The organism is Streptomyces flaveus (assembly GCF_014647675.1).
GTDB classification, from domain to species: domain Bacteria; phylum Actinomycetota; class Actinomycetes; order Streptomycetales; family Streptomycetaceae; genus Streptomyces; species Streptomyces flaveus.
The window spans coordinates 182,765-199,525 of sequence record NZ_BMPQ01000009.1 but is presented as its reverse complement, the minus strand read 5'-3'; the positions used below and the strand labels follow the sequence as shown (position 1 = coordinate 199,525).

General features: G+C 71.5%; 12 protein-coding genes. 9 read left to right on the top strand and 3 right to left on the bottom strand.

Translation table 11 applies throughout. The annotated features are described in order from the left end of the window. Positions 1 to 12 precede the first annotated feature (12 nt). The 7 genes from IEZ21_RS20420 to IEZ21_RS20390 all read left to right on the top strand — a co-directional run bounded on the left by IEZ21_RS20420 (position 13) and on the right by IEZ21_RS20390 (position 9,753). On the top strand, positions 13 to 1,164 hold the full coding sequence (locus tag IEZ21_RS20420) for an ROK family glucokinase (protein WP_189323349.1): 1,152 nt from the start codon (positions 13 to 15) through the stop codon (positions 1,162 to 1,164). Then, complete coding sequence (locus IEZ21_RS20415) at positions 1,161 to 1,742, top strand: sugar kinase (protein ID WP_189323348.1); 582 nt, start codon at positions 1,161 to 1,163, stop codon at positions 1,740 to 1,742. The genes IEZ21_RS20420 and IEZ21_RS20415 overlap by 4 nt, the downstream gene beginning before the upstream one ends. A 185-nt stretch (positions 1,743 to 1,927) precedes the next feature. After that, on the top strand, positions 1,928 to 4,813 hold the full coding sequence (locus tag IEZ21_RS20410; RefSeq protein WP_189323347.1) for an SCO1167/SCO6262 family helicase: 2,886 nt from the start codon (positions 1,928 to 1,930) through the stop codon (positions 4,811 to 4,813). Continuing rightward, positions 4,813 to 6,831 (top strand): SWIM zinc finger family protein, encoded by a 2,019-nt coding sequence (locus tag IEZ21_RS20405; RefSeq protein WP_189323346.1) that lies wholly within the window; start codon positions 4,813 to 4,815, stop codon positions 6,829 to 6,831. Before IEZ21_RS20410 ends, IEZ21_RS20405 begins: the two co-directional genes overlap by 1 nt. Before the next feature lie 124 nt (positions 6,832 to 6,955). Then, entirely contained in the window at positions 6,956 to 8,239 is a 1,284-nt protein-coding gene (pcaDC, locus tag IEZ21_RS20400) for a bifunctional 3-oxoadipate enol-lactonase/4-carboxymuconolactone decarboxylase PcaDC (RefSeq protein WP_189323469.1), read from the top strand. A 46-nt stretch (positions 8,240 to 8,285) separates the two neighbouring features. After that, on the top strand, positions 8,286 to 8,921 hold the full coding sequence (locus tag IEZ21_RS20395) for an MBL fold metallo-hydrolase (RefSeq protein WP_189323345.1): 636 nt from the start codon (positions 8,286 to 8,288) through the stop codon (positions 8,919 to 8,921). A gap of 52 nt (positions 8,922 to 8,973) precedes the next feature. Beyond that, positions 8,974 to 9,753 (top strand): exodeoxyribonuclease III, encoded by a 780-nt coding sequence (locus tag IEZ21_RS20390; protein WP_189323344.1) that lies wholly within the window; start codon positions 8,974 to 8,976, stop codon positions 9,751 to 9,753. A 186-nt stretch (positions 9,754 to 9,939) separates the two neighbouring features. Here IEZ21_RS20390 and IEZ21_RS20385 read toward each other — a convergent pair whose 3' ends face one another. Continuing rightward, positions 9,940 to 11,655, bottom strand: a complete 1,716-nt coding sequence (locus IEZ21_RS20385) for an SGNH/GDSL hydrolase family protein (RefSeq protein ID WP_373302261.1) — start codon at positions 11,653 to 11,655, stop codon at positions 9,940 to 9,942. Between the two features lie 267 nt (positions 11,656 to 11,922). Between IEZ21_RS20385 and IEZ21_RS20380 the strand changes: the two genes are divergently transcribed. Next, positions 11,923 to 12,360, top strand: a complete 438-nt coding sequence (locus IEZ21_RS20380) for a DUF6278 family protein (protein WP_189323342.1) — start codon at positions 11,923 to 11,925, stop codon at positions 12,358 to 12,360. A gap of 4 nt (positions 12,361 to 12,364) precedes the next feature. On the opposite strand, the gene IEZ21_RS20375 is transcribed toward IEZ21_RS20380, so the two are convergent. Then, a complete protein-coding gene (locus tag IEZ21_RS20375; protein ID WP_189323341.1) occupies positions 12,365 to 13,948 on the bottom strand; it encodes an alpha/beta fold hydrolase in 1,584 nt (527 codons plus the stop codon). A 116-nt stretch (positions 13,949 to 14,064) separates the two neighbouring features. Further along, a complete protein-coding gene (locus tag IEZ21_RS20370; protein ID WP_189323340.1) occupies positions 14,065 to 14,823 on the bottom strand; it encodes a hypothetical protein in 759 nt (252 codons plus the stop codon). Positions 14,824 to 14,927: 104 nt separating this feature from the next. On the opposite strand from IEZ21_RS20370, the gene ggt reads away from it, so the two are divergent. Then, positions 14,928 to 16,730, top strand: a complete 1,803-nt coding sequence (ggt, locus tag IEZ21_RS20365) for a gamma-glutamyltransferase (RefSeq protein ID WP_189323339.1) — start codon at positions 14,928 to 14,930, stop codon at positions 16,728 to 16,730. The last annotated feature ends 31 nt before the right edge of the window (positions 16,731 to 16,761 follow it).

The window sequence follows — 16,761 nt, the reverse complement described above, 5'->3', positions numbered from 1 at the left end:
AGAATCGGCGCGATGAGCACCTACCGCGACCTCGCCCTCGCACACCGCGGCTCCGCACGGGGCACCGTCCTGCGGACCGTCGGCACGCGTGAGCGCCGATCGCATCTGACGGCTCCCCGCGTCCCCACCGTCGGCATCGACATCGGCGGTACGAAGGTGATGGCGGGTGTTGTCGACGCGGACGGCAACATCCTCGAGAAGGTCCGCACCGAGACCCCCGACAAGTCCAAGAGCCCCAAGGTCGTCGAGGACACCATCGTCGAACTGGTCCTGGACCTCTCCGACCGGCACGACGTGCACGCCGTCGGCATAGGAGCGGCCGGTTGGGTCGACGCCGACCGCAACCGCGTCCTGTTCGCCCCCCACTTGTCGTGGCGCAACGAGCCTCTGAGGGACCGGATCTCCGGGCGCCTCGCCGTGCCCGTCCTCGTCGACAACGACGCCAACACCGCGGCCTGGGCGGAGTGGCGCTTCGGTGCGGGCCGTGGCGACGACCACCTGGTCATGATCACGCTGGGCACCGGTATCGGGGGCGCGATCCTGGAGGACGGCCAGGTCAAGCGCGGCAAGTTCGGTGTGGCGGGCGAGTTCGGCCATATGCAGGTCGTGCCCGGCGGCCACCGCTGCCCCTGCGGCAACCGCGGCTGCTGGGAGCAGTACAGCTCAGGCAACGCGCTGGTGCGCGAGGCCCGTGAACTCGCCGCCGCCGACTCCCCGGTGGCGTACGGCATCATCGAGCACGTCAAGGGCGACATCTCCGAGATCACGGGCCCGATGATCACCGAGCTGGCCCGTGAGGGCGACGCCATGTGCGTCGAGCTGCTCCAGGACATCGGCCAGTGGCTCGGCGTCGGCATCGCGAACCTGGCCGCCGCGCTCGACCCCTCCTGCTTCGTCATCGGCGGTGGTGTCTCGGCGGCCGACGACCTGCTGATCGGCCCCGCGCGGGACGCCTTCCGGCGCCATCTGACCGGTCGCGGCTACCGCCCCGAGGCCCGCATCGCCCGCGCCCAGCTCGGCCCCGAGGCCGGGATGGTCGGCGCCGCCGATCTCGCCCGGCTCGTCGCCCGCCGTTTCCGGCGTGCCAATCGGCGCAGGGTGGAGCGCTATGAGCGGTACGAGCGGTATGTGCAGTCGCGTCGTACGACACAGGGGTCGCTGTGACGGCCGCCGCACTGTCCCACCAGGTGCCGTCGCCGGACGATCCGCGCCCGCCCGAGGGCCGGGGCCACAAGATCCGCCGACGCGCGCTGACGCTGCTGATCATCGTGCTGCTGATCGGCATCCCGGCCGGCTATCTGGTGATCTCCGCCAACCAGAGTCGTGACAGCGGCAGGAACAAGGAAGAGAAGTACGCCGCGAGGGGCCTCACCCCGGACTGGCCCTCGCGTGTCCAGCGCCGTCTCTACCATGTGCCGATCCCGCCGGGCTCGAAGAAGGTCTCGTACTACGAGACGAACAACTGGAGGACCAGCCGTCTGTACGTCCAGTTCCGCACCAGCGACGACGGCTTCGACAAGTTCCTCAAGAGCATCGGCACCAGCCGCGCCGCCCTGGAGAAGGACGACTTCCCCATCAGCGCCCGCCACCGGAACATCGTCGACTGGGACTTCACGACACCCGGCCCCTGGTCGGGCCTCACCCGCGCGCGGAAGAACCCGACTCCCACGCTGGACATGGTCGTGAACTGGTCGAAGCCCGGCCGTCCCATGGTGTACGTGGTCTCCAGAACGACGCCCTGACCTTCCTGACCTTGACCTTCCTGACCTTCCGGTGACCTCCCGGTTCGGCCGCCGAGCCCGATTGTCAGACCCGGCCCGTACAGTCGAAGACGAGTGATCCGACTGGTTCGACGACCAGTGTTCCGACTGGGCCGACGACCAGTGGTCCGACTGGTCCGACTGCGGTGAGGGAGGTGGCAGGGAGCATGAGCGTGGGGGAGGTCGAGGGGCGCGTGGCAGAAGCCGCGCGGACCGCCGTGCCGGTCCGGCTCGCGGCCGTCTTTCTGCCGGCCGGACTGCCGCGGGACGGGCGGATCGCGTTCTGGGACCCGGACGGTGGGGCGCTGCCGGAGGGCGAGCAGGCCGAACTGACGGTGGTGCGGCGGCATGGCGCGGGAGTCCGGCGGGCATCGGCGCCCGCACTGACCCTCGCGATCGGCGAGGCGCTGCCCTTGCTCGTACGGGCGAGGCGGGACCCCGCGGCGCATCCCGCCACGACATGCTGGGGCGCCGCCGCGCTGCACGCGCTGCGGCTCCTCGCGCGCGGGCGACTGCTGCCCGGACTGACGCAGGACGGCCACGACGCGTGGCGCGCCGGACCACTGGATCCGGACGACATCGCCCACTTGAGAGCGGTGGCCGCGGCCCTCCCGTACGAGGGACATGCCGTACCGCTCCCCGGCCGGAGCCCACTCCAACTGCCCGACCCGGAAGCGCTGATGCGCGCCTTCCTCGACGCCGTCGCCGACACCCTGCCACGCACCGAGGCCGCGCCGTACGCGGTCGGGAAGCCCTTCGCCGCGCGCGAGCCGCAGCGGTTGCCGGGCGCCCGGCACTGGGCGGCAGAGGTCGCCGCGGGCATGGACGCGGGCGTACGGATCTCGCTGCGCCTGGACCTGTCCGCGTACGACCTCTTCGACGACAGCGACACCGACGACGGCGAGGCCACGCGGAGGGCGGGCGCGGCCGTCGTCCAGGTGCACAGCCTCGCCGACCCCACCCTCGTCGTCGACGCCGCGGCCCTGTGGGCGGGCGAGGCCGACGCGACGTTCGGGCCACGCGCGCGCGTGGACGCCGCCCTGGCCGTGCGGCGCGCGGCCCGTGTCTGGCCGCCGCTGGACCGGCTGTCGGAACAGTACGTACCGGACGTACTCGCGCTGTCCGAGGACGAGTTGTCCGATCTGCTCGGCGTCGCGGCGACCCGCCTCGGCGCGGCCGGAGTCGCCGTGCACTGGCCCCGCGACCTCGCCCAGGACCTGAGCGCGGCGGCGGTGGTGCGTCCGGCGCCCGGTTCTGCCACGGACGGCACCGGGTTCTTCGAGAGCGAGGAACTGCTCCAGTTCCGCTGGCAGTTGGCGCTCGGCGGCGATCCGCTCAGCGAGGCCGAGATGGACACGCTGGCCGAGGCGCACCGGCCCGTCGTGCGGCTGCGGGACCAGTGGGTGCTCGTCGATCCGGCCCTCGTCCGCAAGGCGCGTAAACGCGAACTGGGTCTGCTCGACCCGGTCGACGCGCTCTCCGTCGCGCTCACCGGCAGCGCGGAGGTCGACGGCGAGACGGTCGAGGCGGTGCCCGTCGGCGCGCTGGCCGCGCTGCGCGACCGGCTGACGGCGGGGGTACGGCCCGCCGAGCCGCCCGCCGGTCTGACGGCGACGCTGCGGGACTACCAACTGCGCGGGCTGGCCTGGCTCGACCTCATGACCTCGCTCGGCCTCGGCGGCTGCCTCGCCGACGACATGGGGCTCGGTAAGACCGTCACCGTCATCGCCCTCCACCTGAAGCGGGCGCGCCGCGAACCGACCCTCGTGGTCTGCCCGGCCTCACTGCTCGGCAACTGGCAGCGGGAGATCAACCGCTTCGCCCCCGGCGTCCCCGTCCGCCGCTACCACGGAGCGGGCCGCACACTGGAGGACCTGGACGGCGGATTCGTCCTCACCACGTACGGGACGATGCGGTCGGCGGCGGCCCGGCTCGCCCAGCAGCGATGGGGCATGGTCGTCGCGGACGAGGCGCAGCACGTCAAGAACCCGTACTCGGCGACCGCGAAGGCACTGCGTACGATCCCCGCGCCGGCCCGGGTTGCCCTGAGCGGGACACCCGTGGAGAACAACCTCTCCGAGCTCTGGGCCTTGCTCGACTGGACGACCCCCGGACTGCTCGGCCCCCTGAAGTCCTTCCGCGCCCGGCACGCGCGCGCGGTGGAGAACGGCGAGGACGACGAGGCCGTGGCCCGCCTGGCCCGGCTGATCCGCCCCTTCCTGCTGCGCCGCAAGAAGTCCGACCCGGGCATCGTCCCCGAGCTCCCGCCCAAGACGGAGACGGACCACCCCGTCCCGCTCACCCGAGAACAGGCCGCGCTCTACGAGGCGGTGGTGCGCGAGTCGATGCTGGCGATCGAGACGACAGAGGGTATTGCCCGCCGGGGCTTGGTACTGAAGTTGCTGGGTGCGCTGAAGCAGATCTGCGACCACCCCGCGCTGTACCTGAAGGAGGACGTCCCGCCGAAGACCGGCGACCTCCCCCACGCTCGGCTCCGCTCGCGCGGGGGCACCCCCACCGCCGCCCGGTCCGGGAAACTGGCCCTGCTCGACGAGTTGTTGGACACGCTGCTCGCCGAGGACGGTTCGGCGCTCGTCTTCACCCAGTACGTGGGGATGGGGCGACTGATCAGCTCCCACCTCACGGCCAGGGCGGTACCGGTCGAGCTGCTGCACGGCGGTACGCCGGTGCCCGAGCGCGAACACATGGTGGACCGTTTCCAGAGCGGGGCGACGCCTGTCCTGGTCCTGTCCCTGAAGGCGGCCGGCACGGGCCTGAACCTCACGCGCGCGGGCCATGTCGTCCACTTCGACCGCTGGTGGAACCCAGCGGTCGAAGAACAGGCCACCGACCGCGCCTACCGCATCGGCCAGACCCAGCCCGTCCAGGTCCACCGCCTCATCACCGAGGGCACGGTGGAGGACCGCATCGCCGAGATGCTCGCCTCGAAGCGGGCGCTGGCCGACGCGATCCTGGGCTCCGGCGAGGCCTCCCTCACGGAGCTCACCGACCGCGAGCTGTCGGACCTGGTCTCACTCCGGAGGTCGGCGTGATGTCTTCGACAGGGCGACCGGACCCGGCGCGCTCATCCGGTGAGGCCAGGCCCGCCGATGTGGCCCGCCGTGCCCTGTGGGCCGCGCGGCGCGGTCAGGTCGGGAACGACGAGGTCGACTCGGAGGATGACCACTCCGCCACCCCCGAGGCGCGACCGGCGACACGAGGTACGGACCAGGCGGCCTCCGAGGCGACCGCCGCCCGGCGGCAGACGCAGCGGACTGCGCAGGGGCCCCGGCCGGGTGACGTGGCGCGTGACGCTCTGCGGGGTGCGGGCGGGCCACGCACCGTGCGTACCGAGGACGAGGCCGCATCCGAGCCCGTCCCGGTCGCCGACCGTCCCGACGATGGCGTGGGCTCCGGTGCGCCGCGTCCCGGTGACGTGGCCCGCGAGGCCTTGCGTGCCGCCCGAACCGGCGCGGGTCGGTCCCGTACAGCCTTTGGGGCCAAGGGAGTTGATGGCCCGAGCCGCCCCGTTGCCGCGAAGCCGAAGCCTTCCGCCTCGGCACCGTCACCGAGCACAGCAGACCGCCGCGCGGCGCCTCCCCGCAGCCCCGTCCACTCGGCAACGACCCCGGAAGCCGCCCCTCCGCCCACCGAGCGAAGGTTCCCACCCGGCCCGGCGCCCGCTGTAGGTCCCGTCGGCCGAGACGCCCGTACGCGACCCACCGGGCCCGCGCCCGACGCGGACGGTCCACCGCCCCGTTCCCTCTCCGCGCCCGGAGGAGCCCCCCAGCCGCACACCACACCCCCAGCCTCCGCCGGCGACCTGCGGCGTACCTTCCCCGCCCTTCCGCGGCAGTCGCCCGGAGGCGGCAGGTTCGCCGAGACGTGGTGGGGTGACGCCTGGGTGAGGGCGCTGGAGGAGGCGGCGCTGGATCCGGCGCGGCTTGCGCGCGGGCGGGTGTATGCAGGGGAGGGGCACGTGGATGCCGTGACCGTCACGCCGGGGCTCGTGCTCGCGTATGTGCACGGGAGCCGGCCGCGGCCGTACCGCGTGCAGATCCGGATGCGTACGCTCACGGACGAGGACTGGGAGCGATTCCTGGACGCCGCTGCCGAACGGCCGGGGCACATCGCGGCGTTGCTCGACAAGGACATGCCCCAGTCGCTCGCCGAGTGCGGGGTCGAACTGCTCCCCGGCCCCGGAGACCTCGAACCGCACTGCAGCTGTCCCGACTTCGGCCACCCCTGCAAGCACGCGGCCGCCCTCTGCTACCAGACGGCACGGCTGCTGGACGAAGACCCCTTCGTGCTGCTCCTGCTGCGCGGCCGAGGCGAGCGCGAGCTGCTGGACGCACTGTCACGCCGCAACGCCGCCCTGGCCGCCCGCTCAGCCCACGCAGGCCAGAAAGGAGGCCAAGAACCCGAACTTCCCGGCGTACGCGCTCGTGACGCCCTGGCACCCCGCCAACTCCCGCCGCTGCCACAGCCGTTGCCCCCGCCAGCACACCCCGAACAGCCGCCGGTCTATCCGGCATCCCCGGGCGGCCCGGACCCGATGGCCCTCGACCAGCTGGCCACCGACGCGGCCACCCGAGCACACGCGCTGCTCACGACGGGACGTGACCCGGTCGCAGAGCTGACGCTCTGGCAGGACGCCGTACGCCTCGCCGCCACCCGCCCCGGCTCCGGCCTCACCGCCACCACCCGCGCCCTGTACGCGTCCCTCGCCTCCGCCGCCGGCCGCACCCCCGCCGACCTGGCGCGTGCGGTCGCCGCCTGGCGCCAGGGCGGACTCGAAGGGCTCGCCGTCCTCGAGGAAACCTGGGACCCACCGGCGGGCCGCTTCGACCGCGCACGCCCCCTCCTCCTGGCCGCCGACTTCCCTGCCTTCCGCCCCTGGCACAACCACCTCACCCACCCTCGCGGCCACATACAGCTCCGCCTCGGCCACGACGGCCTCTGGTACGCGTACGAGTCGGAACCGGGCCACGACGACTGGTGGCCCCGGGGAACCCCCGACCTCGACCCGGTCGGCGCCCTCACCGGCCTGGGCACACCGGACGCCCCATGAGCCCCGGCCGAACCCTCCAGTGCGCCGTCGCTTCACATGTGGCGGCCCCGTGCAGGCAATGTGGACAAACCGGTCCCGTTTTCGCGCCCACAGGAGCGGAAGCTAGCTTGGAGCGGTGAGTGAGATGAAGTCCCCCGCCCTCCAGTACCGCTTCGACGGCCCGGAAGATGCTCCGGTCCTTGTCCTCGGCCCCTCGCTCGGTACCACCTGGCACATGTGGGACCGGCAGGTCCCGGAGCTGATGAAGCACTGGAGGATCTTCCGGTTCGACCTGCCGGGCCACGGCGGCGCGCCCGCGTACCCGGCCGGTTCGGTCAACGACCTCGCCGACCGGCTGCTCGGCACGCTCGACGGGCTCGGCGTCCAGCGGTTCGGCTACGCGGGCTGCGCGCTCGGCGGCGCCGTCGGCACGGAGCTGGCCCTGCGCCACCCGGAGCGGGTCGCCTCGCTCGCCCTGATCGCCGCCTCACCGCGCTTCGGCACGGCAGACGAGTTCCGCCAGCGCGGAGTGATCGTACGGACGAACGGCCTCGACCCCATCGCCCGTACGTCCCCGGAGCGCTGGTTCACCACCGGCTTCGCCGCCGCCCAGCCCGCGATCACCGAGTGGGCCGTGCAGATGGTGCGCACCACCGACCCCGGCTGCTACATCGCCGCCTGCGAGGCGCTCGCCTCTTTCGACGTACGCCCCGAACTCGGCCGCGTCGGCGTGCCCACGCTCGTCCTCGTCGGCTCCGACGACCAGGTCACCGGCCCCGCCGAGGCCCGCACCCTGGTCGCCGGAATACCGGACGCCCGTCTCGCGGTCGTGCCCGGCGCCTCGCACCTGGTCCCCGTGGAGCAGCCCGCCGCGGTCACCGACCTCCTCGTACGGCACTTCACCAGCGCCTGGCAGCCCGCCTTCGACACGACCACCGGCCATATGGCGATCGCGGCGTCCCCGGTCAAGCCGGTGCTGGCCGCGGCCCCGCCGGTCGCGCCCGTCGCCGAGATCGCCGCCGCCGAGCAGCCCGAGGCCCTGGGCAGGCCCGACCCGTACGACGCGGGCATCAAGGTCCGCCGCGAGGTGCTCGGCGACGCGCACGTGGACCGGGCGTTCGCCCAGGCGGACGAGTTCTCCGGGGACTTCCAGGAGTTCGTCACGCGCTACGCGTGGGGCGAGATATGGGACCGCCCCGGTCTGGACAGACGCTCCCGCAGCTGCGTCACGCTCACCGCCCTCGTCGCGGGCGGCCATCTCGAAGAGCTCGCCTTCCACACCCGGGCCGCCCTCCGCAACGGCCTCACTCCGGCCGAGATCAAGGAAGTACTCCTCCACGCGGCCGTCTACTGCGGTGTACCGGCGGCGAACAGCGCCTTCAAGGTGGCGCAGCAGGTCATCCGCGAGGAGACCACACCTCAGGAGTGAGTACCGGGAGTGAGGTCGCTCCTGGGTCAGGGGCAGGATGGAACCCATGAAGCTCACGAAGAAGTCGCACGCCTGTATCCGGCTCGAGAAGGACGGGCGCATGCTCGTCATCGACCCCGGCGGTTTCAGCGAGGAGGACGCCGCGGTCGGCGCGGACGCGATCCTGGTCACGCACGAGCACCCCGACCACTTCGACGAGGGCCGTCTGCGAGCCGGTCTTGACGCCAACCCCGGCGCCGAGCTGTGGACGCTGAAGTCCGTCTCCGACCAGATCGCGGCGGCGTTCCCCGGCCGTGTGCACACCGTCGGCCACGGCGACACCTTCACGGCCGCGGGCTTCGACGTCCAGGTCCACGGCGAGCTGCACGCCGTGATCCACCCCGACATCCCGCGCATCACCAACGTCGGCTATCTCGTCGACGGCGGTCGCGTCTTCCACCCGGGCGACGCCCTCACCGTCCCCGACCAGCCCGTCGAGACGCTGATGCTCCCGGTGATGGCCCCCTGGAACAAGATCGCCGAGGTCATCGAGTACGTACGCGAGGTCAAACCGCAGCGCGCGTACGACATCCATGACGCCCTCCTCACCGACCTCGCCCGCCCGATCTACGACCGGCAGATCGGCGGCCTGGGCGGCGCGGAGCACCTGCGGCTGACGCCGGGCGCCTCGGCCGAACTCTGAGCGCAAGCCTTCCGCGGGGCTGTTGTCAGACCCTCCCGGTAAGTTGTGAGGCATGCGGATTGCCACCTGGAACGTGAACTCGATCACCGCCCGTCTCCCCAGGCTGCTGGCCTGGCTGGAGAGCAGCGGCACCGACGTGCTGTGCCTCCAGGAGGCCAAGACCACCGCCGAGCAGTTCCCCACCGAAGAGCTGAGCGCGCTGGGCTACGAGTCGGCGGTGCATGCGACGGGCCGTTGGAACGGCGTGGCGGTGATCTCCCGCGCAGGCCTCGAAGACGTGGTCAAGGGCCTGCCCGGCGACCCCGGCTACGACGGCGTCCAGGAGCCCCGCGCCATAGCCGCGACCTGCGGCCCGATCCGCGTCTGGTCGGTGTACGTGCCGAACGGCCGAGAAGTGGACCACCCCCACTTCGCGTACAAGCTCCAGTGGTTCGAGGCCCTCAAGGCGGCGATCGCGGGCGACGTGGGCGGCAGCCGCCCGTTCGCGGTGCTGGGCGACTACAACGTCGCGCCGACGGACGACGACGTCTACGACATCTCCGCCTTCGAGGGCTCCACCCACGTCACCCCCGCCGAGCGCGCCGCCCTCACCGAACTCCGCGAGGCCGGCCTCTCGGACGTGGTCCCGCGCCCCCTCAAGTACGACCACCCGTACACGTACTGGGACTACCGCCAACTCGGCTTCCCCAAGAACCGCGGCATGCGCATCGACCTGGTCTACGGCAACGAACCTTTCGCAAAGGCGGTCACGGACGCGTACGTGGACCGCGAGGAGCGCAAGGGCAAGGGCGCGTCCGACCATGCGCCGGTGGTGGTGGACTTGGACGTGTAACCGAGCGCCCTGCCCCTGTAGCCGGGCGCCCGTCGGGGGCGCCCCGTCAGGGGCGCGGGGCTGTATCAATGTGCGGCTCCGCCGCGATGGGGGTCCCCCCGCTCGAGCGAATTCGAGAGTGGGGGAGCGACCAGCCACGACGGACCCGCAGCCGAATGACGACCTTCCCGCGAAGCGGCGCTGCAGCTACAGCACCCTCAAATCCACAGCCTCCGCCAGCGCAGCGAGCCCTGCATTCCCCGGATGCAGGTGATCCCCGCTGTCGTACACGGGCAGCATCCGCGAAGGACGTGCGGGATCCCGCAGCACCGCATCGAAGTCGAGCACCCCGTCGAACGAGGAGCTGGACCGAATCCACCCGTTCACCGCGGAGCGGCCGGCGTCGGCGGCAGCCGTGCACCGCGCCTCGCCCTCGCAGGGGACGATCGTCGCGGCCAGCACCCGCAGCCCACGCGCGTGCGCCCGGTCGGCGATCTCCCGCAGCCCGGCGATGACCTGGTCCGCGCTCGCACCCCAGCGGACGTCGTTGACGCCCTGGAACACGATGGCCGTACGGGCCGACGTCTGGGCGAGGACGTCACGGTCGAGACGGTTCAGGGCGCTCACGCCGCCCGTGTCGGTGGAGATGCCGTCACCGGGGTAGCGGTCGGTGACCACACGGTTCGCCGAGATGCCGTGGTTGAGGACCCCGTAGTGCGGGACCACGTCCTGGTCCCGCAGCCGCCTGGCGAGCACATCACCCCAGCGCAGGTTCGCGTCCGGCGTCGACTTCTCGCCGTCGGTGATCGAGTCCCCGAGCAGCACCACGGAACCGGGCCCGCCGCCCACGTCCACACCGGTCAGTAGCGGCCAGTTGCTGATCGCCGAGGTGTACGCGTCCGGGGTGGCGTCCGCCGCGTGGTCGCCCGGTTCACTGAGGTACGACCGCTGGACGGCGAGGCTGTGCACGGGCGCGGCGGTCACCGTTCCCGGCAGATGGAAGCTCACCAGCAGATTGGCGTCCGCGGGCACATCGAAGCCGAGCGGATCGCTGAACGCCTGAGCCCCCGCGGGGATTTCGGTCCCGGCGGCACCCCGGAACGACAGCGGCACGGGAGCGCTCCGCGGGCTCGCACCGGACGCCTGGACCGCCACCGTCGCGCTGCCGATCCGTACGGGCGCCGCGGCGAAGGTGTTGTCGAGCCGGATCCGTACGCGCGGCCCGCCTGCCGAGGTGTGCACCACGAGGCGCAGCGTCCGGTCCGTCCAGGGCCCGACCGCCGTGTACCCGGAGGTCGAAGTGGCCCAACTGCCCGTCCAGCCCGGGGCACCGGCGCGTACCGACAGCGCGAACACATGCAGGTCGGCATTGCGCGGCAGCTGGACCGAGGAGACGGCCCGGCCGTGCACGAGCGGCACAGTCACGACGTACAGCCGTGCCTTCTCGGCGAGTTGGCCGCCGGGCGTGTTGACGTGGGGGAGTGCGACGGCCTTGGTAGCGAGGGGGCCGCGGCGCCAGTCCGGTGCGGTCAGCCGGTACGAGGAGCGCGAGCCGTTCGCGTACCGCACCACACCCGTGCCCGTGGCCGCATCGCCGGCCGTGCCCGCCACCAGGAACGCGAGGGCTTCGCCACGGCCGCGTACCCGGACGGACTGGCCGTCGGCGCGCACGTTGTCGGGTTGGCCCGCCGCCCTGCGTGGCCAGGTCAGCCGGGCACCCTGGACGGTCAGTGTGCGGCCCGGCGTCCAGCCCGCGGCGGTCAGGTCCCGAGCCGACAGGGAGCCGCCCGAGCCGTCGAAGTCCGCCTCGCCGGGCCGCGCGTCATCGCTGACGGCCGTGTTGTCGAAGAGCCGCTCCAGCGGGAGCGGCTCGGCCCGGGTGGGCAGCCCGGTCTTCGCGGACGCCGTCGGCACCGCCATCATGAGAAGGGCGAGAGCGACGGCCGGACCCCAGACACGTCGGTGCACGACCGACTCCTCCCGTTTGCCGACAGGACAACGCGTGCTGCAAGGCATGTGCGAGACAACAGATGCAAGCGACAGACGCGCGACAACAAGTGCTCCGGGAAGCCAAGGAGACGGCAGGGACCCGTCAATGATCGACGCGCGAACTCCTGGCGAAATCCCCTGGAACAAGCGGCTCCGCGTGCCCTGTGGTGCGCCGGGCGATATGGATGACAGGCTGGAGGTATGAACATCTCGTTCCTGGGCAACTGGCGCAAGAAGCGAGACCCCGCCAGAGTCGCTGTCTTCTCCGACAGCGAGAGTGATCGTGAGGGGTTGGCCGAGCTTCTCTCCGAGTGCGAACTGCTGCGCTCCCAGGCGTACCGGGCGGGAATCGAACTCGACGACTCCCCGGCCTCGTTGGAGGCGCTCGACCAGCTGCTGCCGCGCTGGCGCGACGACGAGGAGAGCCTGCCCTGGCTCGGCAACGACGCCGGCCTGTATCTCGGCACCGTCATCCTGCGCACGGTCCCCGGCGCGACCTGGCAGCTGTGGCCCAACGGCCAGCCGGTGGTGCGGCTGGAATCCGGCCGCGAGATCGACGTGGTCGCCGCCGGGCGCGAGTGGGCGACCAGCGGCGTACCGGAACTCTCCCAGCTGTACGGCGAGGTGTCGGAGGCGTAGTCCGTTACCCGCCCAACGGAACCGACACGTACGACGGATCGGCCGGGGGCGAGGAGAAGGTCAGCTGCGCCCCGGTCGGGTTGTGCTCGATGTAGAGCGGGTCGACCGTGTCGACGACCAGGGCGAGCCGATGGCCCGCCGGGACGTCGTAGGCCGTGGAGAACAGCTCCAGGTCGACGCCGAACGGCTTGCCCGGCGTCTGCCCGTGGAACGTGTACGGCGCGTTGGTGACCAGTTTGCCGAGGCCGAGCGGGCCCACGTCGTAGAGGTACGCGACGAGGGTGCCGCTCTCCTTGTTGCTGGTGACCGTGGTGTGCAGCTTCGTGGTCCCGCGCACTCGCCCAGCGCTCGTGTACTTCTCCGACTGCCATACGGCGGCGTACCGGCGTGGCAGGAACGGCATCGAGGCCATCGGGGGCAGTTTGGCCACCTGGTCGAGGATGCTGGAGAGGAAGACGATCCCGCCGTCCGCGCCGGAGTTGACGTTCGCGCGGATCGTGGTGGTGCCCGCGAGGTCGATCTTCTTGCGGGTCGCGGTGACCGACTTCCAGTCCGGGTAGCCCTCGTAGCCGCCTGTGGAGCGGGACTTGAGCCGGACGGGCTGCTCGCGGTCGATGCCGTTGGCCGCGCCCTTGAGGTGGTGGTCGAACCAGCGGGCGGTGTCGGTCCACACGTCGTTGGGCAGGCCGAGCAGCCCGGTCGCCTCGTTGGTGGCGTGGTCGCCGGGGCGCAGTTCCAGCCGCTTGGGGCCGGTCAGTTTCTCGTAGAAGTCGGCGTACTGGTTGGGCGGGAAGATCGTGTCGCCCCAGGCGTTGGCCATCATGACCGCCGTGCCGTTGGCGTTGATCCGGTCGACGTACGTCGCGGGGGAGCGCTTCTTCCCCCAGGCGATGATCTCCGGCTCCCTGGCCAGGTTGGAGGCGAAGAAGTCCTTGAAGATCTGCTTGAGTTCGGGGCTCTGGCGGCCGGTGATGTTGCCAGCGCCGTCCAGCAGAGCCGCCGCCTGGGAGTGCTGGGTGCGGTCGGAGTAGATCGAGTCGATCAGGTCGGCCCAGCCGCTGAGTGCGGCGACCGCCTTGACGCGCTTGTCGTGTGCGGCGGCGAGCAGGCTGATGCCCGCGCCGTACGAGAGGCCCGCCATGCCGACCTTGTCCGCGTCGGCCGGGGTGTTGGCGAGCGCCCAGTCGATCACCTTGGAGGCGTCCGCGATGTCGGGCGGGCCCGCCACCTCGATATGGCCGCCGGACTCCCAGAAGCCGCGCACGTTGTAACTGACGACCACATAGCCGGAGTTGGCGAGCTTCTGGGCCTGTGCGAGGTACTCGACCTGGGGCAGGCCCCAGCTCGTCGGCAGGACGATCAGCGGGTAGCGGCGGGTGCCGTCGTCGTCCGTGGGGGTGACGACGTTGGCCTTGAGGGTGGTGCCGCCGTCGCCGGCGATGTCTACGAACCGGACGCCGGCCGCGGCTGCCTGCATGCCCGGCGCCGACTGGGCGGCAGGGGCGAGCCCCAGGGCCGTGCCGGCGAGCAGGGTCGCCGAAACGGCACCAACGGCGGTGGTACGCAGGCCCTTGCGAGGGCTTCCCATGGGTCACTCCTCACTCGTGTAAGTGCAAAGTGACCCGACGGTAACCGTCGTCTCTTACCGTAGGTAACCCGTCGGTAAGTTACGTGCGAGTAACGATCGTTGAAATGTGTAGAGACCTAGGAGGAGCGATGTCCCTTCTGGGGAGCGGCCTCAACTGCCGGGGTCTGCGCGGCCTTTGTGACGTCCGCGACGAGTTCGACGACATCGGAGCCGTACGCCTGGGAGTTGGTGACCTTCAGGAGCAGGACGAAGGAGTTGTTGCCGTGCTTGCGCGCCAGCCGCTCGTGATGGCGGGCGAGATAGCGGGTGGCCGCCTGGTTGGTGATCGCGCGCTGGCCGCAGAAGACGAACACGGGTCTCGTCGTGTCGTGGCCCTGGCCCGCGGTGAGCCGGGCGAGAAACGCGTACTCGGTCCGGCCGGGCTCCAGGCGATAGGTCTCCCCGCCGATCTGGAAGGCGCCGCGGTCCGGGCCCGGCTCCGGATCCGTGTTCAGGCGGACGCCCGGCAGCAGCGAGTGCAGATGCGCGGCCATCCGGCGGTTCGCCGAGGGGTGGCCCACACAGAACTCCGTACGCTCCCCGAAGCCCTGCTGCGCCGCGTCGTGCGCGACGAGTTGGGAGTGCGCGCCGCAGTCCTTGATCAGTGCGGCGAGTTCGAGCAGCGCGGCCACATCGTGGCGCACGACCGTGAGATCCGGGCCGCCCGCATCGCGATTCACCACCAGCAGCGACTCGGAGTTCTCGGGCAGCCCGAAGAACGCCTGCTTACGGTGGAGTTTGCGCTTCCACAGGTACGTACGGGCGAGCCAGCCGAGCGCGGCGCCGATGACTGCGAGGGCCGCGCCCAGAACGATGTTGCGCACGTCGTCATTCATGGGCGCGCATGGTAGCGGGCGCGTCGGAACGCTGTTCGAGGAGTCCCTGACGGGATCATGGCAAAGAAGTACGCTGCGCAGACGGCTGTTAACTGGAGGTAGGCATGCGTCGTCCGGTCAGACGGAAGCTCGCGGTCCTGGCGGTCTCGGCCGCTGTGGTCTCGGTCGGGGCGGCGGCACCCCCGTCCGCTCCTGCGGGCGCGCCGCCCGAGAAGGAGCCGGTCGCCGTCGGATACGGCGGGGCCGTGTCGAGCGTCGACGCGGACGCGTCCGCCGCCGGTATCGAGGTCCTGCGCAAGGGCGGCAACGCGGTGGACGCGGCCGTCGCCACGGCAGCGGCGCTCGGCGTCACCGAGCCGTACTCCGCGGGCATCGGCGGGGGCGGCTACTTCGTCTACTACGACGCCAAGTCCCGTACGGTGCACACCATCGACGGACGCGAGACGGCGCCCCTGACCGCCGACTCGGGACTCTTCCTGGAGAACGGGCAGCCGATCCCGTTCGCCGACGCGGTGACCAGCGGCCTCGGCGTGGGAACGCCCGGGACGCCCGCCACCTGGCAGACGGCACTCGACGCCTGGGGCAGCAAGCGGCTCGGCCCGCTGCTGAAGCCCGCCGAGCGGCTCGCGCGCGAAGGGTTCACCGTCGACCCGACCTTCCGCTCCCAGACCGAGTCCAACCAGGCCCGCTTCAAGGACTTCCCGGACACGGCCGAGCTGTTCCTCCCCGGCGGCCAACTGCCCGTGGTCGGCACCACCTTCAAGAACCCCGATCTGGCGCGCACGTACGAGGAGTTGGGCCGCAAGGGCGTCGGCGCGCTCTACCGCGGCAAGCTGGCGCGGGACATCGTCGACACGGTCAACGACCCGCCCGTGGACCCGGCTTCGGGACGCAACGCACGCCCCGGCGAGCTGTCCCTGAAGGACCTCGCCGCGTACGAGACGAAGCGGCAGGCGCCCACGAAGACCTCGTACCGCGGCCTGAACGTCTACTCCATCGCCCCCTCCTCCTCCGGCGGCACCACGGTCGGAGAGGCGCTCAACATCCTTGAGAACACGGACCTTTCGAAGGCCTCGGACGTCCAGTACCTGCACCGCTACATCGAGGCGAGCCGTATCGCCTTCGCGGACCGGGGGCGCTGGGTGGGCGACCCCGCCTTCGAGGACGTACCGACGAAGGAACTGCTGTCGCAGAAGTACGCCGACTCGCGCGAGTGCCTGATCAAGGACGACGCGGTACTGAAGAGCCCGCTGGCGCCGGGAGATCCGCGGAACCCCGCGGCCTGCTCGGCCGGTGGTACGGCGGCGCCGACGACGTACGAGGGTGAGAACACCACGCATCTCACGGCGGCCGACAAGTGGGGCAACGTCGTCGCCTACACCCTCACCATCGAGCAGACCGGCGGCAGCGGCATCACCGTCCCGGACCGCGGCTTCATCCTCAACAACGAGCTGACGGACTTCTCCTTCACACCCGCCAGCCCCGACGTGCACGACCCGAACCTGCCGGGTCCGGGCAAGCGGCCGCGCTCGTCGATCTCGCCGACGATCGTGCTGGACCAGCACAACAAGCCGGTGGTGGCGCTCGGGTCGCCGGGCGGCGCGACGATCATCACGACCGTGCTGCAGACGCTGACGGGCTTCGTTGACCGTGGCCTTCCGCTGGTCGACGCGATTGCCGCGCCACGCGCCAGCCAGCGCAACCAGACGACCACCGAGCTCGAACCCGGCCTGTGGAACAGCGAGTTGAGGACTGGGCTGGAGTCGATCGGCCATGGCTTTAGGCAGAACCCGGAGATCGGCGCGGCGACGGCCGTCCAGCGGCTGCCGAACGGGAAGTGGCTGGCGGCGGCGGAGAAGGTACGGCGCGGGGGCGGCTCGGCGATGGTGGTGACACCGGCGAAGTAGATCGGCCTTCGGCTTGACGGGTCTCGTCGTG